The organism is Caballeronia glebae, from assembly GCF_001545035.1.
In the GTDB taxonomy this organism is placed as follows: domain Bacteria; phylum Pseudomonadota; class Gammaproteobacteria; order Burkholderiales; family Burkholderiaceae; genus Caballeronia; species Caballeronia glebae.
The window spans coordinates 24,898-49,633 of sequence record NZ_FCOJ02000048.1 but is presented as its reverse complement, the minus strand read 5'-3'; the positions used below and the strand labels follow the sequence as shown (position 1 = coordinate 49,633).

General features: G+C 64.9%; 27 protein-coding genes, 1 other RNA gene and 1 riboswitch. Of the genes, 13 read left to right on the top strand and 15 right to left on the bottom strand.

The window, feature by feature from the left end:
• The first annotated feature begins 12 nt into the window (after positions 1–12).
• Positions 13–771, top strand: coding sequence for a uroporphyrinogen-III C-methyltransferase (cobA, locus tag AWB82_RS26855; protein WP_086972387.1), 759 nt, complete (start codon positions 13–15; stop codon positions 769–771).
• 77 nt (positions 772–848) lie between these two features.
• Here the strand turns inward: cobA and AWB82_RS26850 are convergent, their stop codons facing one another.
• Genes AWB82_RS26850 through lptF form a run of 3 tightly spaced genes read right to left on the bottom strand, consistent with a single transcriptional unit; the run spans position 849 to position 3,495 of the window.
• Positions 849–1,223 carry a sirohydrochlorin chelatase gene (locus AWB82_RS26850; protein ID WP_086972386.1) on the bottom strand — a complete coding sequence of 125 codons (375 nt, stop codon included), beginning with the start codon at positions 1,221–1,223 and terminating at the stop codon, positions 849–851.
• A 21-nt stretch (positions 1,224–1,244) separates the two neighbouring features.
• Positions 1,245–2,396: an LPS export ABC transporter permease LptG gene (gene lptG, locus AWB82_RS26845; protein WP_086972385.1), complete on the bottom strand. Its 1,152-nt coding sequence runs from the start codon at positions 2,394–2,396 to the stop codon at positions 1,245–1,247.
• A 1-nt stretch (position 2,397) separates the two neighbouring features.
• On the bottom strand, positions 2,398–3,495 hold the full coding sequence (lptF, locus tag AWB82_RS26840; protein ID WP_086972384.1) for an LPS export ABC transporter permease LptF: 1,098 nt from the start codon (positions 3,493–3,495) through the stop codon (positions 2,398–2,400).
• Positions 3,496–3,665: 170 nt separating this feature from the next.
• Here lptF and AWB82_RS26835 point away from each other — a divergent pair, with 170 nt between their 5' ends.
• The 3 genes from AWB82_RS26835 to AWB82_RS26825 are packed head-to-tail and all read left to right on the top strand — an operon-like array spanning position 3,666 to position 6,021.
• Complete coding sequence (locus AWB82_RS26835) at positions 3,666–5,198, top strand: leucyl aminopeptidase (protein WP_086972383.1); 1,533 nt, start codon at positions 3,666–3,668, stop codon at positions 5,196–5,198.
• 7 nt (positions 5,199–5,205) lie between these two features.
• Positions 5,206–5,622: a DNA polymerase III subunit chi gene (locus AWB82_RS26830; protein WP_086972382.1), complete on the top strand. Its 417-nt coding sequence runs from the start codon at positions 5,206–5,208 to the stop codon at positions 5,620–5,622.
• A gap of 60 nt (positions 5,623–5,682) precedes the next feature.
• The gene (locus AWB82_RS26825; protein ID WP_086972381.1) at positions 5,683–6,021 is read left to right on the top strand and encodes a DUF2486 family protein; all 339 of its coding nucleotides are present in this window, start codon (positions 5,683–5,685) and stop codon (positions 6,019–6,021) included.
• Between the two features lie 3 nt (positions 6,022–6,024).
• Here the strand turns inward: AWB82_RS26825 and AWB82_RS26820 are convergent, their stop codons facing one another.
• Complete coding sequence (locus tag AWB82_RS26820) at positions 6,025–6,357, bottom strand: c-type cytochrome (RefSeq protein ID WP_086972380.1); 333 nt, start codon at positions 6,355–6,357, stop codon at positions 6,025–6,027.
• Positions 6,358–6,487: 130 nt separating this feature from the next.
• Positions 6,488–8,161 carry a dihydroxy-acid dehydratase gene (gene ilvD / locus AWB82_RS26815; protein ID WP_086972379.1) on the bottom strand — a complete coding sequence of 558 codons (1,674 nt, stop codon included), beginning with the start codon at positions 8,159–8,161 and terminating at the stop codon, positions 6,488–6,490.
• A 107-nt stretch (positions 8,162–8,268) separates the two neighbouring features.
• On the opposite strand from ilvD, the gene AWB82_RS26810 reads away from it, so the two are divergent.
• Together AWB82_RS26810 and lgt are read left to right on the top strand one after the other, a co-directional pair.
• Positions 8,269–9,228: a LysR family transcriptional regulator gene (locus AWB82_RS26810; protein WP_086972378.1), complete on the top strand. Its 960-nt coding sequence runs from the start codon at positions 8,269–8,271 to the stop codon at positions 9,226–9,228.
• 36 nt (positions 9,229–9,264) lie between these two features.
• Positions 9,265–10,167, top strand: a complete 903-nt coding sequence (gene lgt / locus AWB82_RS26805) for a prolipoprotein diacylglyceryl transferase (RefSeq protein WP_086972377.1) — start codon at positions 9,265–9,267, stop codon at positions 10,165–10,167.
• 42 nt (positions 10,168–10,209) lie between these two features.
• Here the strand turns inward: lgt and AWB82_RS26800 are convergent, their stop codons facing one another.
• The 5 genes from AWB82_RS26800 to AWB82_RS26780 all read right to left on the bottom strand — a co-directional run bounded on the left by AWB82_RS26800 (position 10,210) and on the right by AWB82_RS26780 (position 12,529).
• A complete protein-coding gene (locus tag AWB82_RS26800; RefSeq protein WP_096031464.1) occupies positions 10,210–10,938 on the bottom strand; it encodes an SIMPL domain-containing protein in 729 nt (242 codons plus the stop codon).
• A gap of 72 nt (positions 10,939–11,010) precedes the next feature.
• Positions 11,011–11,469: an EVE domain-containing protein gene (locus AWB82_RS26795; protein WP_086972376.1), complete on the bottom strand. Its 459-nt coding sequence runs from the start codon at positions 11,467–11,469 to the stop codon at positions 11,011–11,013.
• A gap of 98 nt (positions 11,470–11,567) precedes the next feature.
• A non-coding RNA gene (gene ssrS, locus AWB82_RS26790) (6S RNA) lies at positions 11,568–11,749 on the bottom strand.
• 94 nt (positions 11,750–11,843) lie between these two features.
• Positions 11,844–12,158, bottom strand: a complete 315-nt coding sequence (locus AWB82_RS26785; RefSeq protein WP_086972375.1) for a cell division protein ZapA — start codon at positions 12,156–12,158, stop codon at positions 11,844–11,846.
• Positions 12,155–12,529 carry an ATPase gene (locus AWB82_RS26780; RefSeq protein ID WP_086972374.1) on the bottom strand — a complete coding sequence of 125 codons (375 nt, stop codon included), beginning with the start codon at positions 12,527–12,529 and terminating at the stop codon, positions 12,155–12,157. The genes AWB82_RS26785 and AWB82_RS26780 overlap by 4 nt, the downstream gene beginning before the upstream one ends.
• A gap of 273 nt (positions 12,530–12,802) precedes the next feature.
• Positions 12,803–13,115: riboswitch (cobalamin riboswitch) on the top strand.
• Positions 13,116–13,195: 80 nt separating this feature from the next.
• Between AWB82_RS26780 and AWB82_RS26775 the strand changes: the two genes are divergently transcribed.
• From AWB82_RS26775 to AWB82_RS26750, 6 genes are read left to right on the top strand one after another with little or no spacing between them, the layout of a single operon-like run.
• Positions 13,196–15,076 carry a TonB-dependent receptor domain-containing protein gene (locus AWB82_RS26775; protein WP_086972373.1) on the top strand — a complete coding sequence of 627 codons (1,881 nt, stop codon included), beginning with the start codon at positions 13,196–13,198 and terminating at the stop codon, positions 15,074–15,076.
• A 26-nt stretch (positions 15,077–15,102) separates the two neighbouring features.
• Complete coding sequence (locus AWB82_RS26770) at positions 15,103–16,101, top strand: FecCD family ABC transporter permease (protein WP_086972372.1); 999 nt, start codon at positions 15,103–15,105, stop codon at positions 16,099–16,101.
• The gene (locus AWB82_RS26765; RefSeq protein ID WP_086972371.1) at positions 16,098–16,874 is read left to right on the top strand and encodes an ABC transporter ATP-binding protein; all 777 of its coding nucleotides are present in this window, start codon (positions 16,098–16,100) and stop codon (positions 16,872–16,874) included. The genes AWB82_RS26770 and AWB82_RS26765 overlap by 4 nt, the downstream gene beginning before the upstream one ends.
• Positions 16,875–16,885: 11 nt before the next feature.
• On the top strand, positions 16,886–17,938 hold the full coding sequence (gene cobT, locus AWB82_RS26760; RefSeq protein ID WP_086972395.1) for a nicotinate-nucleotide--dimethylbenzimidazole phosphoribosyltransferase: 1,053 nt from the start codon (positions 16,886–16,888) through the stop codon (positions 17,936–17,938).
• Position 17,939: 1 nt separating this feature from the next.
• On the top strand, positions 17,940–18,698 hold the full coding sequence (locus AWB82_RS26755; RefSeq protein WP_086972370.1) for an adenosylcobinamide-GDP ribazoletransferase: 759 nt from the start codon (positions 17,940–17,942) through the stop codon (positions 18,696–18,698).
• Positions 18,683–19,252 carry a histidine phosphatase family protein gene (locus tag AWB82_RS26750; protein ID WP_086972369.1) on the top strand — a complete coding sequence of 190 codons (570 nt, stop codon included), beginning with the start codon at positions 18,683–18,685 and terminating at the stop codon, positions 19,250–19,252. The genes AWB82_RS26755 and AWB82_RS26750 overlap by 16 nt, the downstream gene beginning before the upstream one ends.
• Here AWB82_RS26750 and AWB82_RS26745 read toward each other — a convergent pair whose 3' ends face one another.
• From AWB82_RS26745 to cobU, 4 genes are read right to left on the bottom strand one after another with little or no spacing between them, the layout of a single operon-like run.
• On the bottom strand, positions 19,253–20,143 hold the full coding sequence (locus AWB82_RS26745; protein WP_407643047.1) for a cobalamin-binding protein: 891 nt from the start codon (positions 20,141–20,143) through the stop codon (positions 19,253–19,255).
• Positions 20,143–21,138: a threonine-phosphate decarboxylase CobD gene (gene cobD, locus AWB82_RS26740; RefSeq protein WP_086972367.1), complete on the bottom strand. Its 996-nt coding sequence runs from the start codon at positions 21,136–21,138 to the stop codon at positions 20,143–20,145. Before cobD ends, AWB82_RS26745 begins: the two co-directional genes overlap by 1 nt.
• A 1-nt stretch (position 21,139) precedes the next feature.
• Entirely contained in the window at positions 21,140–22,081 is a 942-nt protein-coding gene (cbiB, locus tag AWB82_RS26735; protein ID WP_086972366.1) for an adenosylcobinamide-phosphate synthase CbiB, read from the bottom strand.
• Positions 22,082–22,085: 4 nt separating this feature from the next.
• Entirely contained in the window at positions 22,086–22,634 is a 549-nt protein-coding gene (gene cobU / locus AWB82_RS26730; RefSeq protein ID WP_086972365.1) for a bifunctional adenosylcobinamide kinase/adenosylcobinamide-phosphate guanylyltransferase, read from the bottom strand.
• 56 nt (positions 22,635–22,690) lie between these two features.
• On the opposite strand from cobU, the gene AWB82_RS26725 reads away from it, so the two are divergent.
• Positions 22,691–24,166, top strand: a complete 1,476-nt coding sequence (locus AWB82_RS26725) for a cobyric acid synthase (protein WP_086972364.1) — start codon at positions 22,691–22,693, stop codon at positions 24,164–24,166.
• Here the strand turns inward: AWB82_RS26725 and AWB82_RS26720 are convergent.
• The gene (locus AWB82_RS26720) at positions 24,160–24,579 is read right to left on the bottom strand and encodes a PaaI family thioesterase (protein ID WP_086972363.1); all 420 of its coding nucleotides are present in this window, start codon (positions 24,577–24,579) and stop codon (positions 24,160–24,162) included. The two genes, AWB82_RS26725 and AWB82_RS26720, sit on opposite strands and share 7 nt — an antisense overlap.
• Positions 24,580–24,736 lie beyond the last annotated feature (157 nt).

The window sequence follows — 24,736 nt, the reverse complement described above, 5'->3', positions numbered from 1 at the left end:
ACGATGAAAGCTATGGGTAAGGTCTATCTGATCGGAGCGGGACCGGGCGCGGCGGATCTCATCACCGTGCGCGGCATGCGTTTGCTCGAACAGGCGGACGTCGTGCTGCACGACGCGCTCGTCGAACCGGCGATGCTCGATTACGCGCCCGACGCGAAGAAGATCGCCGTCGGCAAGCGCTGCGGACAGCGTTCGACGGCGCAGCACTTCATCAACAAGCAAATCGTCGATGCGGCGCTGGAACATGGCGTCGTCGTGCGTCTGAAGGGCGGCGATCCGATGCTTTTCGGCCGCGCCGACGAGGAAATGCGCGCGCTCGAAGCCGCGGGCATCGAGTTCGAAGTGGTGCCGGGCATTACGGCGGCGCTCGCGAGCGCGGCGACGCTCAAGCGCTCGCTGACCTTGCGCGGCGTGGCGCGGAGCGTCGCGCTGGCGACCCATTCGCGCGCGACGGACAGCGAAGAGATCCGCGAGCAGGCCAAGGCCGATTCGCTCGTGTTCTACATGGGACGCGACAGCGCGCCGGATATCGCGCAGCAGTTGATCGACGCGGGACGTCCGGGGTCGACGCCGGTGGCGATCGTCGAGGCATGCAGCACGCCGCGTGAGCGCACGTTGACGTTGACGCTGGCGCGCATGGCGCTGGGCGAGGCGCAGGAATGGCTGAATCCGTCGCAGCCGAGCTTGTTGATGATCGGTGAGGCGTTTCGCGAGCGGGCGTCGGCCGCGAAGCCGAAGGTCCACTTGAAGGGAATGCAGGCGGCCGCTTGATGTCGTTTCCACGGGTTTAAAACAAAGAGCGCACCGAACGGTGCGCTCTTTGTTTTTGGCACGAACGCTTCTATGCGCTACGTGTCGAGTTGCCTCAAGCAATATCCCGCCACCGCATCAAGCACCGCATCGTCTTCCCCAACGGCCGTCGAGCAGGAAATCGCGATGTCGGGATGCATCTCACGGCACTTCTCGACGATCTCCGGCAGATCCCGGCGCACATGCCCGCCTTGGCCGAAGAACACGGGCACGACCGTAATCGCTTCGCAACCCTCGGCGGCTTGCCGGGCCACGGCAGCGGGCAAATCCGGCGACATCAATTCGAGAAACGCCAGCGAGACGGGCTGATCGCCGCGAGAACCGCGCAACTTCGCGGCAAGCCGCTCGAACGGCTCGGCCCAGCGCGGATCGCGCGCGCCGTGGCCGAAGAGGATGATGCCGTGCTTCTTCATTGCGCGCTCCCGGAACAAACGTCAGTGCCGCTCGACCCACTTCAGCCCTATCAAGCCGATTACCAGATAGGCGAGGGCAGGCGCCGCCGCCGTGATCGGCGCGGGCCATGTGTTCAGATTGCCGATATGCGAGAACAGCGTGTTGACCAACTGGAAGCTCATGCCGATCATGATGCCGCCGAACACCTTCATGCCGACCACGCCCGCGCGCGTATGCAGATAAGCGAACGGCAGCGACAGAATCAGCATCACGAACACCGCGAACGGATAAAGAATCTTGCGCCAGAACGCGATCTGATAGCGCTGCGCGTCCTGATGATTCTCGGTCAGATGCTGGATATAGCGAAACAGATTGAACATCGACATGCGGTCGGGCGACACCAGCAGCACCGACAGAATCTGCGGCGTCAGCTCGGAGCGCAACGAATATTCGGGCAACGTCGTTTGCGTCGCGCGATAAACCGGGTTCAGCGTGTCGCCAGGATTGACGGCCTGCGGCGGCGCGTCGCTCAAGAGGGTGTCGGTGACGCCCGTGAGCTTCCAGTGGCCCGGCGGCTCGTACACGCCCGTCTTCGCGATGCGCACGTTGGTCAGCCGGAATTTCGAATCGAATTCGTAGATGCGCACGTTGGCGATTGTCGTGTCGGGATTCAGCGTGCCGACGTTGACGAAGCGCGTGACCTGCTCGCCGTTCTCTTTCGCCGACAGCGTGTCCTTCACCCATACGCCCGACTGGAAATTCGACGACACCGACGACCCGAGCGCCTCCAGCCGCACGCGCTCGGACAACTGGTCCGTGTACGGCCCGACCACTTCGCCGATGAGGTAGGTGATGAACACCATCGGGATACCGATCTTCAGGAGCGAGCGCAGCGCCGCGCCGGTCGAGAGGCCCGACACGCGGAAGATCGTGAACTCCGAGGCCGCCGCCATTTGCGCGAACACGTAGATGGCCGAGATGAGCGCGGCGACCGGGATGATCTCGTAGAAGCGCGAAGGCGTCTGCAGCCCGACGCGCAGCACCGCGAGCGGGAATTTGTAATTACCGTGCCCGACCGTGTTCAACTCGTTGATCAGGTCGAAGAAGAAGAACAGGCCCGAGAACGCGAACAGGATGAAGATGAACGCGAGGTAAATCTGGCGCGCGAAGTATCGTTCGTAGATGCGAAACATGTCAGGCTCCCCTCGAACCCGTCAACGACGAGAGCCTGAATAGCGGCCGGTTACGAATCCGCAGCCAGAAGAGGAACGCCACGAGCGCCCCGACGACGATGTGCAGCCCGACGAGCCCCACGCCGAACGACATCTTGCCTTGCTCGATCCACGACTGCACGACGTTCAGCAGATTCGAGTACGTGAGATAGATGAGCACCGCCATCACGAGATTGATCGTGCGGCTGCGGCGCGGGTTCTGATACGAAAGCGGAATGGCGAGCAACATCAGATTGATGGCGATGAGCGGCAGGCCCATGCGCCAGGCGAACTCCGCAAGATTTTCCTTGGTCGGATCGGCGAGCAGATCCGGCGTGTAAATGCCCGTGGTGGTCGGCGTATTCACGACCTGGCGACTCATTATCTTCACACCATACCGCTCGAATTCCATGATGCGGAAGTTTGGCTGACCGGGCTCGCCGTCATAGCGGCGGCCGTTGTCGAGCACGATGAAGCGGTCGCCATCCGGGCGCGTTTCGGTGTGGCCGTTCTTCGAGACGATCACGTTGACCTTGCCGCCTTCCGTGCTCGTGACGAATACGTTTTCGACATGCCCCTGATCCGGCGACATCTTCTCGATGAAGAACACGCGATGGCTCGCCGGCGATTCGCGGAACTGCCCCGGCGCGAGCAGCGACACTTCATCGCGCTGCTGAAAGCGTTGCTTGATGAGCTTGCTCTGCTGGTTCGACCACGGCCAGCCGACGAACGCGAAGAACATGATGAGGACGATGATCGGCGCGGAGAACACGGCGATCGGCTTGATGAGCTGCGTCTGACTCACGCCCGACGCGAGCCACACGACCATTTCCGAGTCGCGATACCAGCGTGTGAGCACGAACAGAATGGAGACGAAGAGCGTCACGATCAGCATGACCGCAAGGTAGCCGATGACGGTCAGCCCGATCAGCACGACGACGTCTTTCGGGTCGATCTGACCTTGTGCCGCGAAGCCGACGATGCGGATCATCATCGTCGTGAGCATGATCGTGAGCAGCACCATGAACACGGCGCCGGCCGTGTACGCGAGTTCGCGCTGCAGGGAGCGTTCGAAGATCATTGAATTTTTGCTTGGAGCCGGCGGGGATGCGAAATCATGCGCGCATCTCGTGGCTTACGGGAAGGGTATTCGCTTACCCTCACGCCGCGCGCCTATGACCGCCGCGGAAAAAATAGCGGATAATTGCGGCTTTCATCCTTCAGCCAAGATTTTATCCGAGGATAAGCGCGATGGACTTTAGCATAAAAGCCTGTGATTGGAGCAAGGGCGAGGCAAATGGTTTCCTTACCGGAAAGTCGGATGTCATCGTGCTCGGCATCTTCGAAGCGCAGTCGCTCACGGGCGCCGCGCGCGACATGGACGTCGCCACCAAAGGCCTGATTTCGCGCGTCGTGAAAGCCGGCGACATGAGCGGTCGCGCCGGCACGACGCTGATGGTGCCCGAAGTGACCGGCATCGGCGCATCGCGCGTGCTGCTCGTCGGTCTCGGCAAGCAGGACGCCTTCAATCAGAAAGCCTATGGCGAAGCCGTGCGCGCCGCATGGCGCGTGGTGCTCGGCTCGAAGATCGGCCAGGCGACCTTCACGCTCGCGCAACTGCCGGTCCAGGAACGCGACGGCGTCTGGGCCGTGCGCGCCGCGATCCTCGCTCTGCGCGAACTGACCTACAAGTTCACGCAGATGAAGAGCAAGCCCGACAACGGCGCGCGCTCGCTCAAGAAGATCGTGTTCAGCATCGATTCCGCCGAAGAGAAAGCGGCCAAGGTCGCGGTGAAGCATGGCGTCGCGATCGCGAACGGTATGGATCTCACGCGCGATCTCGGCAATCTGCCGCCGAACGTTTGCACGCCGACTTATCTCGGCCAGACCGCGAAGAAGCTCGGCCGCGATTTCAAACTGAAGGTCGAGGTGCTCGGCCAAAAGCAGATCGAGACGCTGGGCATGGGCTCGTTCCTCTCGGTGGCGAAGGGCTCGGTCGAGCCGCCGCAGTTCATCGTCATGCATTACCAGGGCGCGGGCGCCGAAACGGCCAAGGGCAAAGGCAAGAACGCGCCGATCGTGCTGGTCGGCAAGGGCATCACGTTCGACTCGGGCGGCATCTCGATCAAGCCGGGTGAGGCGATGGACGAGATGAAATATGACATGTGCGGCGCGGGCTCCGTGTTCGGCACAATGCGCGCGGTCGCCGAGATGGGCCTCAAGCTCAACGTGATTGGCGTGATCCCGACCTGCGAGAACATGCCCGCGGGCAACGCGGTGAAGCCGGGCGACATCATCACGGCGATGAACGGCACGACCATCGAAGTGCTCAACACCGACGCCGAAGGCCGCCTGATCCTGTGCGACGCGCTGACCTACGCCGAGCGTTTCAAGCCTGCGGCGGTGGTCGATGTCGCGACGCTCACGGGCGCGTGCATCATCGCGCTCGGCCATCACAACACCGGTCTCTTCTCGAAGGACGACGCGCTCGCGGGCGAACTGCTCGACGCATCGCGCGAAGCCGCCGATCCGGCCTGGCGCCTGCCGCTCGACGACGAATATCAGGATCAGCTCAAGTCGAATTTCGCGGATGTCGCGAATATTGGCGGACGTCCGGCCGGTAGCGTGACGGCGGCGTGCTTCCTGTCGCGCTTTGCGTCGGCTTATCCGTGGGCGCACCTGGACATCGCCGGAACCGCGTGGAAGAGCGGCGCGGCGAAGGGCGCGACGGGCCGTCCCGTGCCGCTGCTTTCGCAGTTTCTGATCGATCGCGCGGGCGCATGAAGCAGGCATGACGCGCATCGACTTTCATACGAACGTCGGCGATCCGATCGCGTACGCCTGCCGCCTCGCGCGCAAGGTGTATGCGAGCGGCAAGCCGCTCGTCATGCTCGCCGAACCGCAACGCCTCGCTGCGTTCGACGAGCAGTTGTGGACCTTCCAGCCGCTCGAATTCGTGCCGCACTGCATGGCGAAGAGCCCGCTCGCCGAGGACACGCCTGTCGTGCTCACGTCGAATCTGGATGAAGCGCCGCATCATCAGGTGCTCGTGAATCTCGGCGCGCCGGTGCCCGCGCAGTTCGCGCGCTTCGAGCGGCTCGTGGAGATCGTCGGCAGCGATGGCGATGAACTTGCCGCGGGCCGTGAACGTTTTCGTTTTTATCGCGATCGCGGCTATGCGATCGAGACGCACAATCAGGGCGGTTGAGCGAACAGAAGGCGCGCGGTTCGCGCGCTACGCTCGAAGTAACAAAGGAGACCACCCGAGATGACCGAAAAGCCCGAACCCTTCGATGCGTCCATACCCGTACTGACCGATGTCGTCGTGCCCGGCAAGCCGGAATATGCGCGCGCGCCATCCTTCAACGCCGCGATCGAATACGATGCGGAGCAGATCGCCGAGCGGCTGCGCGGCCGCTTCACGAAGTTCCTCACGGGCGATGCGCGCGCGCTGATCGAAGAACGTTGCGGCGAAGCGCTGCGCGAGCATTCGACGCAACTCGTCTCCACGATCACGCGCGAAGTCGCAATAGCGCTCGAAAGCCGGATGAGCGAATGGGTGCGCGATGCCGTCGAAGAAGAATTGCGCCGCCAGAACGGCGAATGAGCCTTATTGCAGCGACAGGATCCAGTCCGCGAGCGCGATAGCCTGATCCGGTGAAACTTGCGTGTTCGCGGGCATCGGCACGGCACCCCAGACGCCCACGCCGCCCTCGGCGATCCTGCGCGCGAGCATCGTGCGCGCGCCGTCGGTACGCGCATATCGGTGCGCGACGCTTTCGAACGATGGCCCCATGAACGTGCGCGTCATCGAGTGGCAGCTCATGCAGTTGTGACTCTGCACGAAGCCGAGCATCGACGTGCTGCCGTTTTGCGCATTCGCGGCCGCGCTCACGGCGAGCAGCGCCAATCCCACGACGACACTTCTTCGATTCGATTTCATGTGGTCTCCCCGATGCGTGCGCCGGGCTGGTTTCGGCGCATTATAGGAGACGCTTTGCGCGCGCACAGCATGAAAAGGGGCGCATGTGCGCCCCTTTCTCTCACTGCGATGCTATCGGTTCAAAACGGGTTCAGCCCGTCACCGCGCCCTTGTTGGCCGGCTGCACGAGCGCCGCGAACTTCGCCAGCACGCCGCGCGTGTACTTCGGCGCGGGTTGCTTCCACGCGGCGCGGCGGCGCGCGAGTTCGGCGTCGTCCACGTTCAGTTGCAAGAGCAGCCTGTGCGCGTCGATGGTGATCGAGTCGCCTTCCTGCGCGAGCGCGATGGTGCCGCCCGCGAACGCTTCCGGCGCGACGTGGCCGACCACCATGCCCCACGTGCCGCCCGAGAAACGCCCGTCGGTGATGAAGCCGACCGACTCTCCCAGCCCCTTGCCGATGATCGCCGATGTCGGCGCAAGCATCTCCGGCATGCCCGGACCGCCGACCGGACCGAGATAGCGCAGCACGATAATATCCCCGGCCTTGATCTTGTCGCCGAGAATGGCGTCCATCGCGCTCTGCTCGTCGTCGAACACGCGCGCCGGGCCGGTGATGACCGGATTCTTCAAGCCGGTGATCTTCGCGACCGCGCCGTCTTCCGCGAGATTGCCGCGCAGGATCGCCAGATGCCCTTCCTTGTAAAGCGCCTGCTCGATCGGGAAGATGACCTTCTGATCCGCGCGCGGCTTGGCTTGCACGTCCTTGAGTTCGTCCGCGATGGTGCGGCCGGTGATCGTCACGCAGTCGCCGTGCAGGAGGCCCGCGTCGAGCAGGATTTTCAGCACTTGGGGGATGCCGCCCGCTTTGTGCAGGTCGGTGGCGACGTATTGACCCGACGGCTTCAGATCGCAGATGACCGGCACTTTCTTGCGCATGCGCTCGAAGTCGTCGATGCTCCATTCCACATCCGCCGCGTGCGCGATCGCCAGATAGTGCAGCACGGCGTTGGTCGAGCCGCCCGTCGCCATGATCAGCGCGACCGCGTTTTCGATCGACTTCTTCGTGATGATGTCGCGCGGTTTCAAATCCTTCTTCACGGCCTCGACGAGCACGCGCGCCGATTCCGCGGCGGAATCGACCTTTTCCTGATCCGGATTCGCCATCGTCGACGAATACATGAGCGACATGCCGAGCGCCTCGAACGACGAACTCATCGTGTTCGCCGTGTACATGCCGCCGCACGATCCGGTCGACGGGCACGCGTTCTTCTCGACGCCCTTGAAATCCTCCTCCGACATGCGGCCCGCCGTGAACTCGCCGACCGCCTCGAACGACGACACGATGGTCAGGTCGCGGCCCTTCCAGTTGCCGGGGCGAATCGTGCCGCCGTACACGTAGATCGACGGCACGTTCATGCGCGCCATGCCGATCATGCCGCCCGGCATGTTCTTGTCGCAGCCGCCGATCACGACGACGCCGTCCATCCACTGGCCCTGCACGGCGGTCTCGACGCAGTCCGCGATCACTTCGCGCGACACGAGCGAGTACTTCATGCCCTCGGTGCCCATCGACATGCCGTCGGAAATCGTCGGCGTGCCGAAGATCTGCGGATTGGCATCGGACTTACGAATCGCTTCGACGGCGGCGTCGGCGAGCCGCTGCAGGCCCGCGTTGCACGGCGTGATCGTCGAGTGCCCGTTCGCGACGCCGATCATCGGCTTGTCGAAATCCTCCTCCTTGTAGCCGAGGGCGTAATACATCGAACGATTGGGCGAGCGCGCGACGCCCTGAGTGATGTGCTTCGAGCGGCGATTGAAGGCCATGGTGTGCTCCTGAGGGGATGTTTTTGGTCTGGTGCAGCAAGAATGCAACCCCGCTATGTGTCTGTCCAATATATTATTCAGGGCTTATTAGGTCGCAAAACATATCAATGGAGCAAAGAAATCCGCCCATCGAGCTGCGTCTCCTGCGCTACTTCGTGACGGTGGCCGAAGAGATGCACTTCGGCCACGCCGCCGCGCGTCTCGCGATGACGCAGCCGCCGCTTTCCCAGGCGATCCGCGCGCTGGAAGAGGCGCTCGGCGTCGCGCTCTTCGTGCGCACGAAACGGACCGTGGAGCTCACGCCCGTCGGCAAGGATCTGTTGCCGGAAGTGCGCCGTCTGCTCGCTTCCGCCGATGCGCTGCGTCCGCTCGCGCAGTCGCTCGCGCGCGGCGAGGCGGGCGTGCTTTCGCTCGCGTTCGTGTCCACGGCCGATTACGGCCTGTTGCCGGCGCTCCTGCGCGATTTCGCCGCGCGCTATCCCGGCGTGCGTCTGCAACTGACCGAAGCGACCAGCGACGTGCAGATCGACGAGCTCGTCGCCGGGCGGGTCGATGCGGGCCTCGTGATCCCGCCGCTGCCGCCGCGTTACGCGAGCGCGCTGTCCTATGTGGCCGTCGCGCGCGAGCCGCTTGTCATCGCCATGTCCGCCGATGCCGCGCACGAACTGGGCCAAGGCGCCGACGAATGGGCCGATACGCCCGTCGATCTGCACGATCTCGCGAGCGCGCCGCTCGTCGTCTTCCCAAGGCGTCTCGCGCCCGGTCTGCACGACATCATCATGGGCTGTTACGGCGCGGCCGGTCTCACGCCGCGCATCGGCCAGGAGGCGATCCAGATGCAGACCATCGTGAGCCTCGTGTCCGCGGGCATGGGTGTCGCGCTCGTGCCGCACTCGCTGCGTCATCTGCGGCGCACGGGCGTCGTGTATCGGCCTCTGCGCCCGCTGAACGGGTCGGGCGCGCTCGTCGAAACCGGCCTCGTGTGGCGCGCGGCGGAAGTGAGCCCGGTGCTCGCCGGATTCATCGAAATCGTCCGTTCGCGGGCTGAAAACGCCAATTCTGTATGATTCGCCCTTGTAGTTCGCTCAAGCTCCCACATCAGAATGCTCATACATCCCAATTTCGATCCCATCGCGATTCATCTCGGACCGCTCGCCGTGCGCTGGTACGGCCTCATGTATCTGGTCGCGTTCGTGTCCGCCATCGTCATCGGCAGGCTGCGTCTGCGCTTGCCTTACGTGGCCGCGCAAGGCTGGAGCGTGAAGGACATCGACGACATGCTGTTCTACGGCGTGCTCGGCACGATTCTCGGCGGGCGCCTTGGTTACGTGCTGTTCTACAAGGCGAGTTACTACGTCGCGCATCCGCTCGATATCTTCAAGGTCTGGGAAGGCGGGATGTCGTTTCACGGCGGCTTTCTCGGCGTGACGCTGGCGATGGTGCTGTTCGCGTTTCACCGCAAGCGCACGTGGCTGCAAGTGACCGATTTCGTCGCGCCGATGGTGCCGCTCGGCCTCGCGGCGGGGCGTCTCGGCAACTTCATCAACGGTGAACTTTGGGGCCGCGTGACGGACCCCAACGCGCCGTGGGCGATGCTCTTCCAGAGCTCGACGAACGACGACGCGATCTGGCTCTCGAAGAATCCGCAACTCGACGCGCAATACCATCTCACGGAAATCTTCCAGCGGTATCACATGTTGCCGCGGCATCCGTCGCAGTTGTACGAGATCGCGCTGGAAGGGCTCGTGCTGTTCATCGTGATCTGGACCTTCTCGCGCAAGCAACGTCCGGTCGGCGCCATTTCCGCGCTGTTCCTGATCGGGTACGGACTGGCGCGCTTCACGGTGGAATTCGCGCGTGAGCCGGACGATTATCTCGGCTTGCTCGCGTTCGGCCTCTCGATGGGCCAATGGCTTTCGCTGCCGATGATCGTCGCAGGCGTGCTGATGATGGTATGGGCGTACAAGCGCAATCTGCGCCTGCCGCCGGAATCCGCGAAGGCTTGAGGAAGGAGCGGGGCGTCGAGCGCCGCCCCGCGTGAGAAGCGCTTAACGCCCCATTTGCACGGAACCCGATACGTCGACGGTCACGGTCGTCGTGCCGGCTTCCATCGCGATGGGCGGGGCCATCTTCGCATCGGCGCTCATCGCGCGCGCTTGCATCATCATGACGGGACGCGGTTGCGCGCCGCTACGCCCGACGTTCACTTCCCGAATCGTGAAGTTGCTGTAGCCGAAGCCTTGCGCGGCGTTTTGCGCCTGCTTGCGGAACGAATCGATGGCTTGCGAGACGAGCTTCTGCTCGGCCGCGCGCTGCGCTTCAGGCGACAGCGAGAACGTGACGCTGCCCACTTGCATCGATGAACTCATCTTGCCCGCGAGCTTCGACGCCGCCGCGAAGTCGTGCGATTCGAGCACGACTTCCGTGCGGCCGCGCCATGCGGAAATCTTGCCGTCGCGATCCGTCGACGGATACACCGTGAACGAGCCGCTCTTCGCGGTCACGCCCTCGACGCCTTTCGCTTCGCGCAATGCGGCTTCGGCGCGCTGATTGAGCGTGCTGGTGAGCGACGAGGGATCGGCCGCTTCCTGTTCGTAGAAGAGCGTGATGTCGACGACATCCTGCTGCACTTGCGCGCTTGCCTGTGCCGAGAGCGAGAGCACGCCCGAGGGCTGCGGCTGCGTAACCACCGTTTGCGCAGCGGCGGTTTGCGACAACGTAAGCGCGGTGCCCGACATTGCGAGCAGGGCGAGGGCGGCGGCGGTTTTCTTATTGATCATCGAAGGACTCCAAGTCATCGCGTACTTGCGACGGGATTTAGTCGCCGTCTTGAAGTCGTAAGTTCCGTGTTAGACGAGGTGCTCGGTAATAAATCGCCACTGCGCTTCGGTCACGGGCGTGATCGAGAGCCGATTGCCGCGCGCGAGCACCTGCATGTCCGCGAGCTCCGTGTGCTCGCGCAATGCGGCGAGCGCAACGAGCGGCGTTTTCTTTACGAACTTCACGTCGACGAGCATCCAGCGCGGCGTTTCCTGCGTCGATTTCGGATCGTAGTAATCGCTCTTCGGATCGAATTGCGTGGGATCGGGATATGCCGTCGAGCACACCTTCGCGATGCCCGCGATGCCCGGTTCCGGGCAGCTCGAATGATAGAAGAGCACGCCGTCGCCGATCTGCATCTGATCGCGCATGAAGTTGCGCGCCTGATAGTTGCGCACGCCGGTCCACGGCAAGGTTTTCTTCGGCGCGTGCGCGAGATGATCGATGCTCGCTTCGTCGGGTTCGGACTTCATCAGCCAGTAGCGCATGATGGTTCGCTGTGCGGAAATAGACGATGCGGAATGAATGACGCAGATAGGGCCCACAAACGAAAACGGCATCGGTAAAACCGATGCCGTTTCTTGAATGGGTCCCCGCCTCAGCCGCTAGGCCGGCATCCTGAACCTGGGTTCAAGATTGGTCGCAGTAAGCAGCACTTCGGGTACATCGGACTAGCGACGCGCGCGCCCATGCTGCAATGTTCCACAACCATGCCAATGTAGCATTGGTTCAAGGAATATATGACCTTGGCGTACCAGGCAGGGAACCGTCACTCTACACCAATCGTTTGCCTTGTGCAGCCCTGCGGCGGTTTCTTTTTTCGATTGACATTGCGCGCTGATTGACTCGGCGCGCAGACGCCTCATTGCGCTTCGTATTGCGCAATGACAGCGCCCAAATGTTCGTTCATCGAGTGCATCGTGCGGCGGATTTCTTCGGCGGGGAAGGCCTCGCCGTGACGCACGCTGTCCTGCAATTTAAGCAATTCCGACGCCAGCGAAAGCGCCGCCATTACCGCGATGCGATCGGTGCCGCGCACGTTGCTTGCATTGCGCACCTTGTTCATTTCGGCGTCGACGCGCGCGACGGCTTCGCGCAATGCGCCTTCCGTTTCCGGCGAGCACGCGAGACGATACGGCTGCCCGAGAATGGATACTTCGATCTGCGTGGTCGTCATGCCTTCTCTCCCTGATGATGCTCGCCGTGCAATTCCGCTTCATGCACTTGTACTTCGCGGGAATCGGCTTCGAGGAGATCGAGTTGATTGTCGGCCTCGGCATGTTGCGCGGATTTCCCGCGCGGCAGCTTTTCCAGAATCGCGTTCAGGCGAACTTGCGCGTCGTCGATTTTCGCGGAGAGCGAATCGCGTTCGGACTGCAGCGTGTCGCGCTCTTCGCGCACTTGCGTGAGCTCGGCCTGCACGTTCGCATAATCGGCGCGCAGTTGTTCGAGTTGTTCGTGCAGGGCCTGATGCGCCTGCTTGTGGCGCTCGCTGATCTGGATCAGCCGGCCAATATTTCCTGACAGTGATTCGAGTTCGTTGAGCATGTGCTGCGTCCTCTAAAGACCTCGCATTTTAGCGCGGTTCAACGGAGCTTCCGATAATTGTCTCGTTTCGAGACGTAACAACACGCGATCTCGCGCTTAATTCAGAGAATCAAGCGCGTGTCGCCATGCATTCGTGTGCAGAAAACGCGAGCGCAGCACAATGCTCGTCGCTCGTGTAGACAGGTCAGCCGATTCTCGTTCGATTCGTCATACGCCGCGTCAATCCGCCCGCGCCGCTTGGCGACCTGTCCTTGACGACCCCAACCCGCGCTCCTACACTTGCCGCACTTTTGGTGCTCGCATCCGCGAATCTCGTGGATGCAGTCAAACGGGAAACAGGGAGCGAAGTCTCCGAAGTCCTTCCGGGAACAACCGGGGACGAGCCAACCTGTGCTGCCCCCGCAACGGTAAGCGACCGCAACGCAAGTTGCAAGTCGTCTCATGCGCGTTTTTGCTGCGCGGACGTGTCGAATTTCATCGCACGGACGCGACTGCAAGAAACGTGTCGATGCCACTGCGCGCGATGCGCGGGAAGGCGAGACGATTCGTCGCCAGCCCGGATACCGGCCGAAGTTCGACGCATCGGCGCTCGTCGCGCTTTGCGTTCGTCGCGCATCGTCCTCGCGGGGAGCGGGGTCGCGCTCACGCGAAACGGACACTTCACTCATGGTATTGCCACTGGCCGCGCTCAAAAGCGGTCTCGCTCGTCATTGTCATGGCGCGCTCATTGCCGCCATCGGCGTCTTGCCGCTCGCGAGCACCGCATACGCCGCCGACGACACCGCGCAAACGCTTGCCCCCGTCGTCGTCACGTCGACGCGTGCGCCGCAACCGCTTGCCGAATCTATTCCGCAGACCTCGGTCTTCGACGAGCAGGACATCGCCGACTCCAACGCAAACGACGCGCTCGGCCTCGTCGCGCTCGCGCCCGGCGTGCAGGTCACGCGCAACGGCGGGCCGGGCTCGAACTCGGGGCTTTTCATACGCGGCGCGGCATCGTCGCAATCGCTCGTGCTGATCGATGGCGTGCGCGTCGATTCGGCGTCGCTCGGCGCGGCGCAGTTATCGCAACTGATGCTCGATCAGATCGGGCGCGTCGAAGTCGTGAACGGCAATGTGTCGGCGCTGTACGGCTCGAATGCGATCGGCGGCGTCGTGCAGATATTCACGAAGGAAGGCGAGCCGCATCCGCCGCGTTTCGCCTTCGAGGCGGAGTACGGCAGCTATCACACGCAGCGGCAATCGGCCGGCGTGAACGGCGCGCTCGACAAGGACGGCCGCACGACCTTCAGCGTGAACGTCTCGCGCGAGAAGACCGACGGTTTCTCGTCGATCGATCCAGCGATCGCGCCCGGCGTGAATCCGAACGCGAACGGCTATCTGAACGAGAGCGTCGCGGCGACCTTGCGCCACAAGTTCGGCGACAAGTGGGACGCGGGCGTGCGCTTCCTGCAATCGAACGGCATCAACAGTTTCGACGAAGCCTACGGCCAGCCGACCGATATCAACGAATCGCACGATCGCGTGCGCTCGGCTTCGGTGTTCGCGAACGGCAGGATCACCGACGCCTGGACCACGCACTTCACGATCGCGCAGGGGCAGGACCGCGCGAACATCGAGCAGAACGGCGTCTATACGAGCCGTTTCGATTCGGAGAACCGGCAGTACACGTGGCAGAACGATGTGCGCATCAGCGAGGCGCACAAGCTGCTTTTCGGTTACGAGCATCTCGATCAGACGCTCGATTCCGATCAGTTCGCCGCGCCCGATCGTCACCTGAATTCCGTGTTCGCGGGCTACGTGGGGCACATCGGCGCGAACGAGTTGCAGGCGAATCTGCGTCACGATCAGTATTCCGATTTCGGCGGCGCGAACAGCTACTATCTGGGCTACGCGTACAACTTCGATGCGCACTGGAGAGCGAGCGCGAGTTATTCGGCATCGTTTCGCGCGCCGAGTTTCGACGATCTCTACTATCCGTTGAGCGGCAATCCGTCGATTCAGCCGGAGCGCAGTCACTCGGTCGAGACGGCGTTGCAGTACGCATCGAGTGCGCTCGGCGTGATGCGCGTGACGCTCTTTCAGACGCGCTATTCGAACTTGATCGACTATGTGTCCGACGGCAGTTTCTACTATGTCGCGCAGAACGTCGGGCGCGCGAAGGTGCAGGGCGTCGAAGGATCGTGGGCGGGACACGTCGGCGCCACCGATCTGCGCGCGGGCGTCACGTTCCAGAATCCCGTCGACGAAACGAATCACGAAGATCTCACGCGGCGCGCGCGGCGTTTCGCGACGTTGACGGCGCATCGCACGATCGGGCGCTGGCGCGTCGGCGGCGAATGGATCGTGAGCGGGCAGAGAAGCGATTACGATTCGACGCTCTCGGGCTACGGCGTCGTGAATCTGTCGGCGCGCTACGACATCGCGAAGTCGTGGTACGTCACGGCGCGCATCGACAACCTGTTCGACAAGGACTATGAACTCGCATACTCGTACAACACGCCACGGCGCGGCGCTTACATCACCTTGGGCTGGCATCCGTCGTGAGCCGCGTGGCTGAATCTCCGCGCTCGATGTACGCGCGCCGCGCAACCGCCATCTGGATCGCGCTCGGGCTCGCCTCGCTCGCCGTGCTCGTCGCGTCGCTCGCGATGGGCAGCGTCGCGTTGCCGGTATCGAAGGCGATCGGCGCGCTCTTTCACGCGCATGCCACGACGCCCGATATCGCCGATGACATCGTGCTCACCTTGCGTCTGCCGCGCGCGCTCGCGGGCTTCGCATCGGGCGCGTTGCTCGCATTGGCGGGCGCGCTCCTGCAAGTGTTGTTGCGCAATCCGCTTGCCGAACCCTACGTGCTCGGCGTATCGGGCGGCGCGGCGGCCTTCGCGCTTGCCGCGATGCTCGCGTCGCTGCCGTGGTGGGGCGTCGATATCGCGGCGTGTGCGGGCGCATTCGCATCGATCGTTCTCGTGCTCGGACTCGCGCGCAAGGATCTCTGGCGCAGCGGACAGGATGCGTCGCCGAGGCTCTTGCTGACGGGCGTCGTGATCGCGTCGGGCTGGGGCGCGTTGATCACGCTGATTCTGAGCGTCGCGCCCGAGAACCGGTTGCGCGGCATGATCTTCTGGCTGACGGGCGATCTCAACGGTGCATCGGCGCCATGGGCCGCATTGATCGCGCTCGCCGTCGCGCTCGTCGTCATCGTTCCCGTCGCGCCGCAATTGAACGTGCTTTTGCGCGGCGACACGAGCGCGCGTGCGCTCGGCGTGCCGGTCGAGCGCTTGCGTCTGCGCGTGTATCTCGTGGCATCGATCGCGGCGGCGGCCGCGGTGACGACGGCGGGAACCATCGGCTTCGTCGGGCTCGTGGTGCCGCATGTGCTGCGCCTCGCGTTCGGCAACGATCAGCGCATGCTCGTGCCCGCCGCCGCGCTCGCCGGCGGCCTCGCGGTGATGGCCGCCGATCTCGTCGCGCGCACGGTGATCGCGCCCGCGCAATTGCCGGTGGGCGTCGTCACGGCGCTGATCGGCGTGCCGATGTTCCTGTGGATGCTGCTACGGAGACCGCGATGACTTTGCAGCTCGACGCCATCGTGCTTCGTGCAGGCGCGCGCACGCTCGTCGACGCTCTCACTCAGTTGATCGAAGCGGGCGAAGTGTGGTGCATCGCCGGGCCGAACGGCGCGGGCAAGACCACGCTCATCAACGTGCTCGCCGGACTGGCGAAAGCCGCGTCGGGCAGCGTGTCGCTCGACGGCCGCGCGCTCGCGTCGTGGCGCGCGGCGGATCTCGCACGCGCGCGCGCATTGATGCCGCAAGCCGCGCACGACGCCTTCGGCGCGACCGTGCTCGACACCGTGCTGCTCAATCGCTTCCCGCATCTCGCGGGCTGGGGATGGGAGAGCGAGGAAGATCGCGCCGCCGCGCGCGCCGCGCTCGACACACTCGGCCTCGCGTCGTTGGCGTCGCGCGACGTGCTGACGCTTTCCGGCGGCGAACGCCAACGTGTCGCGCTGGCCGCCGTGCTGTGCCAGAACGCGCCGCTCCTGTTGCTCGACGAACCGCTTTCGCATCTCGACCTGCATCATCAGATCGACTGCCTGCATGCGTTGCGCGACGCGGCGCGCGAGCACAAGCGCACCGTAATCTTCTCGTGCCACGATCTGAATCTCGCGCGCCGGTTCGCCACGCACGCGCTGTTGCTCGACGGACAGGGCGGCGCGCACGCGGGCCTCGTCGCCGACGTGCTCACGCCCGAACGCGCGAGCGCCGCGTTCGGCTATCCGCTCGCGTTGATTCGCGACGGCGCGCACGAAGCCCTCGTGCCTGCCATCCCTCGCTCATGAAAGGAATTTCGATGTCCACGCTCAACGACATCCCGATGCCCCGCGCCCTCGACCGCACGCTCGAAGCGCAACTGCGCCGTGTCATCGACATGAAGACGAAGCCGCCCGGCAGCCTCGGGCGGCTCGAATCCATCGCGCTGCAAATGGGCCTGATTCAACGCACGACGCAGCCGCGCATCGAGCGTCCCGCGATGATCGTCTTCGCGGGCGATCACGGTATCGCGAAGGAAGGCGTGAGCTCGTATCCGCAGGAAGTGACCGCGCAGATGGTCGCGAATTTTCTGGCCGGCGGCGCGGCGATCAACGCGTTGTCGCGCTCGGTCGGCATGGCGCTCGAAGTCGTCGACGCGGGCGTGGCGACGCCGATTTCCATCGATCATGGATACGAGCGTCTGTCGCTCGGCCTCGGCACGCGCAACTTCGCGCACGAGCGCGCGATGTCGCGCGAGACGGCGCTCGAAGGCATCGCGCGCGGCGCGGCGCGCGTGCGGCATCACGCGTCGCTCGGCACGAACGTGATCGGCTTCGGCGAGATGGGCATCGCGAATACATCGGCGGCGGCGTGCCTGATGAGCCGGCTGTGCGATCTGCCGATCGACGAATGCGTCGGGCGCGGCACCGGTCTCGACGACCAGGGTCTCGCGCACAAGCGCGACGTGCTCGGCCGCGCGCTCGCGCTGCATCGCGATGACGGCGATGCGATCGACACGCTCGCGACCTTCGGCGGCTTCGAAATCGCGATGATGACGGGCGCGTATCTCGCCGCCGCGTGCGAGGGCATGACGATACTCGTCGATGGCTTCATCGCCACGTCCGCGCTGCTGGTTGCCTCGAAGATCGCGCCTGACGTGCTCGGCTATTGCGTGTTCGCGCATGCATCGGACGAAGCGGGGCATCGCCGCATGCTCGCGCATTTCGATGCCGCCGCGCTCTTGCAACTCGACCTGCGGCTCGGCGAAGGCACGGGCGCGGCGCTCGCGTTGCCGATCCTGCGCGCAGCCGTCGCGTTCGTCGGCGAAATGGCGAGCTTCGAGTCGGCGGGCGTGTCGAACAAGGCCGATTGAAATGCGACCGCTCGACGAACTGCGCTATTTTTTCACCGCGCTCGGCTATTTCACGCGCGTGCCGGTGCCGCGCTGGGTCGGCTTCGAGCGCGAGTATCTGAACGCGGCGGCGCGTTACTTTCCGCTCGTCGGCGCGATGGTCGGCGGCGTTGCGGCGCTGGTTTATCTCGCGGCGTTGCGCGTGTTTCCGGCGGGCATTGCCGTGCTGCTTTCGATGGCCGCGACGCTCGTGTTGACCGGCGCGTTTCACGAAGACGGACTCGCCGATTGCGTCGATGCCTTCGGCGGCGCGTACACGCGCGAGGACGCGTTGCGCATCATGCATGACTCGCGCATCGGCGCGTTCGGCGCGATTGCACTCGTGATCGCGCTCGCGCTCAAATGGCAGGCGCTCGCCGCGCTGCCGCCGCAACGCGTCGCGTGGACGATGGTCGCCGCGCACGCCGCGAGCCGCGCGTTCGCGATCAGTTATCTCGTCACGCTCGACTACGTGCGCGCCGAAGGCAAAGCGAAACCGGTCGCGCAGCGCATGAGTCTCGCGTCGCTGGCGCTGGCGCTCGTATTCGGCCTGCCGTGGCTCTTCGCGATCGACTGGAAACTCGCCTGCGTGACGATCGGCGCGTTGATCGTCTTGCGCTTCGTCATCGGACGTTACTTCGTGCGGCGCATCGGCGGTTATACGGGCGATTGCCTCGGCTTCGCGCAGCAGGTGTTCGAAATCGCGATCTATCTCATCGGCCTCGCATGGATCTCATACTGATCCGGCATCCGGAAGTCGCCGTCGATGCGGGCGTTTGCTACGGCCAAACCGATGTGCCCTTGCAACGCGATGCGCGCGATCTCGCGAGCGCATTGACGGCGCGCATGGCGGCGCTGAACGTGCCCGCGTGCGCCGATGGATGGCACGCGAGTCCGCTCGTGCGTTGCGCTTCGCTCGCGCGTGAACTCGGAGGCGACGCGCATATCGACACGCGTCTGGCCGAGTTGCACTTCGGCGCGTGGGAAGGCCGCGCGTGGGACTCGATCGATCGCGCGCTCATCGACGCATGGGCCGCCGATATCGAGCACGCGCGTCCGCACGGCGGCGAAAGTCTGGCGCAGTTCGCGCAACGGGTGATCGCGTGGTTCGACGAGACATGTACCGATGAGCGCGCCGTGCATGTCGTCGCGCATGGGGGCGTCGTGCGCGTGCTTGCGGCGCATCTTCTCGGCGTCGCGCGCGAGACGGCGTTGCAATGGCCGCTCGATTTCGGCGCAATCGTGTGGTTCAGGCGCGTGCGCGGGCAGTGGCTGCTCGCGCGCTGGAATGCGTGACTACTTTGGCCGCCGCGTGCGCGCGATCTCCAGATCGAGGCAAAGTTGCGCCGCGCCCAACGCGAGCCGCGGTGTCGGCCGGTTGATGAGATCGCCGTCGATACCGAAGAGATTGCCGCGCGCAACCGCCGTCATCGAGGTCCAGCGTTGCCATCGTTCGAGCGCGGGCAACGGGCGATCCGCCTTCGTCGCGCCGGGCGTCGACGTGACGATCGCTTCGGGATTCGCCGCGAGCACGGCCTCGCTCGATATCGTCGGCACGCGCGGCTTTTCCGCCGCGAACAAGTTCACGCCGCCGCATAGTCCGATCACTTCGTCGAACACGTTGTCGCGATTGAGCGTCATCAGCGGATCGTCCCAGACCTGATAGAACACGCTCACGCGCGGCCGCTGTGCGTAACGCGCGCGCAGTTGCGCGATATCGCGCGTGAAGGCGTCGGAGCTTGCGCGCGCCTCATCTTGCGTGCCGAGCAGCGCGCCGAGCTTGCCGATGCTCGTCGCGATATCGCCGAGATGCTTTGGTTCGCTGAAGTAGATCGGCACGCCGAGCGCTTGCAGGCGATCCATCTGACGCGCCGCGTTCCCATGCCGCCACACGACGATCAGATCCGGATGCAACGCGACGATGCGCTCCAGATCGAGCGCCTTGTTGTCGCCCACGCGCGGAATCGTCTGCGCTTCTTTCGGATAATCGCTGTACGTCACCGCCCCGACGATACGCGCGCCGCCGCCCGCCGCGAACAGCAACTCGGTGACGTGCGGCGCGAGACTCACGACACGTTCGGCAGGCTTCGCGAGCGTGACCGATGCGCCGCTGTCATCGGTGACGGTGATCGCATGCGCTTGTGTCATGAGCAAGCCAGTCAGCAACGCGAGCGCACGACGCAACATCATGCGCAGATCTCCCGCAACGCGAGCGACAGGCGCGCCCAGTCACCCGGCGCGCCGGGCAGCCCGATGCGCAGGCTCGGCGTCATGCCGGGCAGATCGAAGAGGCGTGTCCAGATGCCGCGCAACGCGAGCGCGTGGTGAAGCTCGGGCGCCTTCGGCGTCGATGTCCACGCGAAGAGCGGCGTCGCGCGCACGTCGAAGCCGTGAATTGCGATCGATGCGGCGAGGCGCGCGCCGTCGCGTTGCAGGCGTTCGCGTGTTTCGCGCTGCCACGCGGTATCGGCGAAAGCGGCGGCGACCGCGTGCCGCGCCGGTCCGCTCACGGTCCACGCGCCGAGGGTTTCGCGCAAGGCGTCGGCAAGCGTCGGCGCGGCCAGCACGAAGCCCGCGCGAATGCCCGCGAGCCCGAAGAACTTGCCGACCGAGCGCAGCACGACGAGCCCTTCGCGCGCGGTTTCGCTCGCGAGCGACGAAGCGGGATCGGCATCGGCGAACGCTTCATCGACGATCAGCGTGCCGCCGCGCGACGCGAGCCGTTCGTGCCAGGAAAGCAGCGTGTCGCGCGTGACGCGCTCGGCCGTCGGGTTGTTCGGATTCGCGACGATGACGTGATCGAGCGTATCGGGCAAGTCGCGCCGGGCGACGTCGAGCGTGGCGATCGCGTGACCCGCGCGCCTGAACGCGGGCGCGTATTCGCCGTAGGTCAGCGGCGCGACGCCCGCCGTGCCGCGACGCAAAAGCGCGGGCAACGCGCGTATCGCCGCCTGCGATCCCGCCACGGGCAACGCGAGCGGCGCGCCGTAATAGCGCGCGGCGTGCTCGCTCAAGCCATCGTCGTCCTCGGGCAGACGCCGCCACGCATCCGGCGGCACGGGCGGCACCGGATAGCCGCACGGATTGATGCCCGTCGACAGATCGAGCCAGTCATCGAAGGAAATCGCGTAGCGGCGCGCGGCTTCGCGCAGATTGCCGCCGTGCCGGATGGAATGCGTCATGTCAGCCACTCGTCGTTGCGCTCAGAACCGCGATGATCAATAGCACGGCGAGCCACATGAGCGTCGCGCGCTCGACGAGCCGCAACGCCGCGACGACATGTTTCGCGTTCGCCGTGTGGCCCGCGCCGAGCGTCGGGCGCGTTTCGAGCACGCCGTGATACACCGCCGGGCCGCCGATCAGCACGTTCAGGCTGCCCGCGCCCGCGGCCATCACCGGGCCCGCGTTCGGGCTGTCCCACGAGCGCGCCTGCGTGCGCCAGCAGTGCCACGCCATCTGCGTGTCGCCGGCGAGAGCGTAGGTGGCGGCCGTGAGGCGCGCGGGGATGAAGTTGAGCACATCGTCGAAGCGCGCCGCCGCCCAGCCGAAGCGCAAATAGCGCGGCGTGCGATAACCCCACATCGCATCGAGCGTGTTGGCGAGGCGGAACATCAACGCGCCGGGACCGCCCGCGATCGCGAACCAGAAGAGCGCGCCGAAGATCGCGTCGTTGCCGTTTTCGAGCGCCGATTCGACCGCCGCGCGCGAGAGGGCGTTTTCATCGGCATGCGACGTATCGCGCGACACGATGCGCGAGGTCAGCACACGCGCGGTGTCGATATCGCCGAAACTCAAGGCGCGCGCGATCGGCGCGATGTGCTGGCGCAGGCTCTTCGCGCCGAGCGCGAACCAGAGCAGCAGCACGTGCACGAGACACGCGTAGGCGAAGGGCAGCACGCCGACCAGAAACCACGCGACGCCAACCGGCGGCGCGATCAGCGCGAACCACGCGAGAATGCCCGCCGGCCGCGCGCGAAAGCCGGTGTTCATGCGCGCTTCGAGCTTCGTCGCGAGATTGCCGAAGCCGACGAGCGGATGCCGCGCGCGCGGCTCGCCGAAGATGCGATCGACGATCACGCCGAGCACCGCGAAGAGCGCCATCGCGTAGGCGGAGAGGAGGAGCATCGCGCTATCCCTTGAGCGCGACGGCCAGGCCCGCGACCATCAGCGTCGCGCGCGTGCTCGCGGCGGCGACGCGCTGATTCAGCCGCCCGAGTTCATCGACGTAAAGCCGCGTGACGGAACCGAGCGGCACGACGCCCAGCCCGATCTCGTTGCTCACGACGATGACCTTGCCGCGCGTTTCACGCAGCGCGGCGTCGAACCGGGCGAACGCCTCGCGCGCGCTGTCGGGCAACACGGCGATTTCTTCGTTCGCGGTTTCCGGCGTGAAGAGAAGATTCGCGAGCCACAGCGTCAGGCAGTCGATCAGCACGCAATGTCCCGCGCGATCCGCGTCGCGCAATGCGTCCGCGAGATCGAGCGGAGCTTCGACGAGCGTCCAGTGCGCGGGCCTGCGCTCGCGATGAAGTCTCACGCGTTCGGCGAACTCCACGTCACCGATGCGCGCGGTCGCGATATACGTGACAGGCAAGCCGCTTTCGGCCGCGAGCCGTTCGGCGTGCGCGCTCTTGCCGGAGCGCGCGCCGCCGAGGATGAAAGTGAGATCGGGAGTCATCGCGATATTGTACTGACGGGCTAAGATAGCGCGTCGCTCTTCACGGGAATCCTCCGATGCCATTCACGCCACGCGGCGCGCTGATGATTCAGGGCACGACGTCCGACGCCGGCAAAAGCACGCTCGTCGCCGGATTGTGCCGTCTCGCGCGGCGCGGCGGCGTGCGCGTCGCGCCCTTCAAGCCGCAGAACATGGCGCTCAACAGCGCAGTGACCGCGGATGGCGGCGAGATCGGCCGCGCGCAGGCGTTGCAGGCGATCGCGGCGGGCGTCGCTGCGCGCATCGACTTCAATCCGGTGCTGCTCAAGCCGACGAGCGATCGCGGCGCGCAGGTCATCATCCACGGTCACGCGCACGCGAACCTCGATGCGCGCGCATATCACGCCTACAAGCGCGTCGCATTCGACGCCGTGCTCGCGTCCTACGAGCGCTTGCGGCATGAATTCGACGCGGTGATCGTCGAAGGCGCGGGCAGTCCGGCCGAGATCAATCTGCGCGACGGCGATATCGCCAACATGGGCTTCGCCGAGCGCGTCGATTGTCCGGTCGTGCTCGTCGCCGACATCGATCGCGGCGGCGTGTTCGCGCATCTCGTCGGCACGCTGGCGTGTTTGTCGGAGAGCGAGCGGGCGCGCATTCGCGGCTTCGTCATCAACCGGTTTCGCGGGGATATCGGCTTGTTGAAACCGGGGCTCGACTGGCTGAAAGCGCAAACGGGCAAGCCGGTGTTCGGCGTGCTGCCGTATCTGCACGGCCTCACGCTCGACGCCGAAGACATGCTGCCGAGCCAGCCGCACGCACGCGGCGATGCGGCGGCGCTGAAAGTGATCGTGCCCGCGCTGCCGCGCATCAGCAACCACACGGATTTCGACGCGTTGCGCGCCCACGCCCAGGTCGATTTCAGCTACGTGCGCGCGGGCGTCGCGCCGCCGCCCGCCGATCTGATCGTGCTGCCGGGCTCGAAGAGCGTGCAACGCGATCTCGCGTGGCTGCGCGAGAACGGGTGGGATCACGCGATCGAACGGCATCTGCGATACGGCGGGAAAGTGCTCGGCATTTGCGGCGGCATGCAGATGCTCGGACGCGAAATCGACGATCCGGACGGCGTCGAAGGCGCGGCGGGACGCGTGAACGGGCTTGCGCTGCTCGATCTCTCGACCGTGCTCACGCCGCACAAGCAACTGGAGAACGTGGCCGGGCGATTGGTCGTCGGCGACGGACGCGCGCCCGTGCGCGGCTACGAAATTCACATGGGCCGCACGCACGGCCCGGCGCTCGCGCGACCGCTCGTCGCGCTGGATGACGGACGTTTCGACGGCGCGATATCGGACGATGGCCAGATCGCCGCGACCTATCTGCACAGCGTCTTCGACACGCCCGAAGCGTGCGCCGCGCTGCTCGCATGGGCGGGCGTGACAGATGCCGAGCCGCTCGATTACCCGGCGCTGCGCGAGGCGTCGCTCGATCGCCTCGCCGATTCGTTCGCGCAATCGCTCGATATGGACGCGCTACGATCCGCCTTCGCTCAATAGAGAATCATCTGCGTGCAACGGAACATGGCGATGAGCTTGCCGTCGCCGTTCGTGACGGTTGCGTCCCAAACCTGCGTGCTGCGCCCGAGATGCACGGCCGTCGCCTTCGCGACGATCTTCCCTTCGCGCGCCGTCGAAACGTGGTTGCTCTTCAATTCGAGCGTCGTGAAGTTCTGCGCCTTCTCCGGCAGATGCGCGATGCACGCGTAGCCGCAACACGTATCCGCGAGGCCGACCACGGTCGCCGCATGCAGGAAGCCGTTCGGCGCGAGCAAGTCCGGGCGGATCGTGAGTTCGCCGCTCAACTGGCCGTGGTCGAGCGAGATCAGTTGCACGCCGAGCAGATCGGGCAGGCTGCCTTTCTGGCGGTTGCGCAGGAAATCGAGCGTGACATCGGGGCGAAGGAGCGTCATGGGCGTTCAGTCGGATGGAATGGAGGAAGTCGTACGGCCGTTCGGGATAGATGCCGGCCGCGCGCGTTTTGCCGATAATATCAACGCTCGAATCATGCATCTGTTCCCGTAAAGACGAAATCGTGCGCCGCGCCTCGATGCGCGAGCGCGCGCCCAA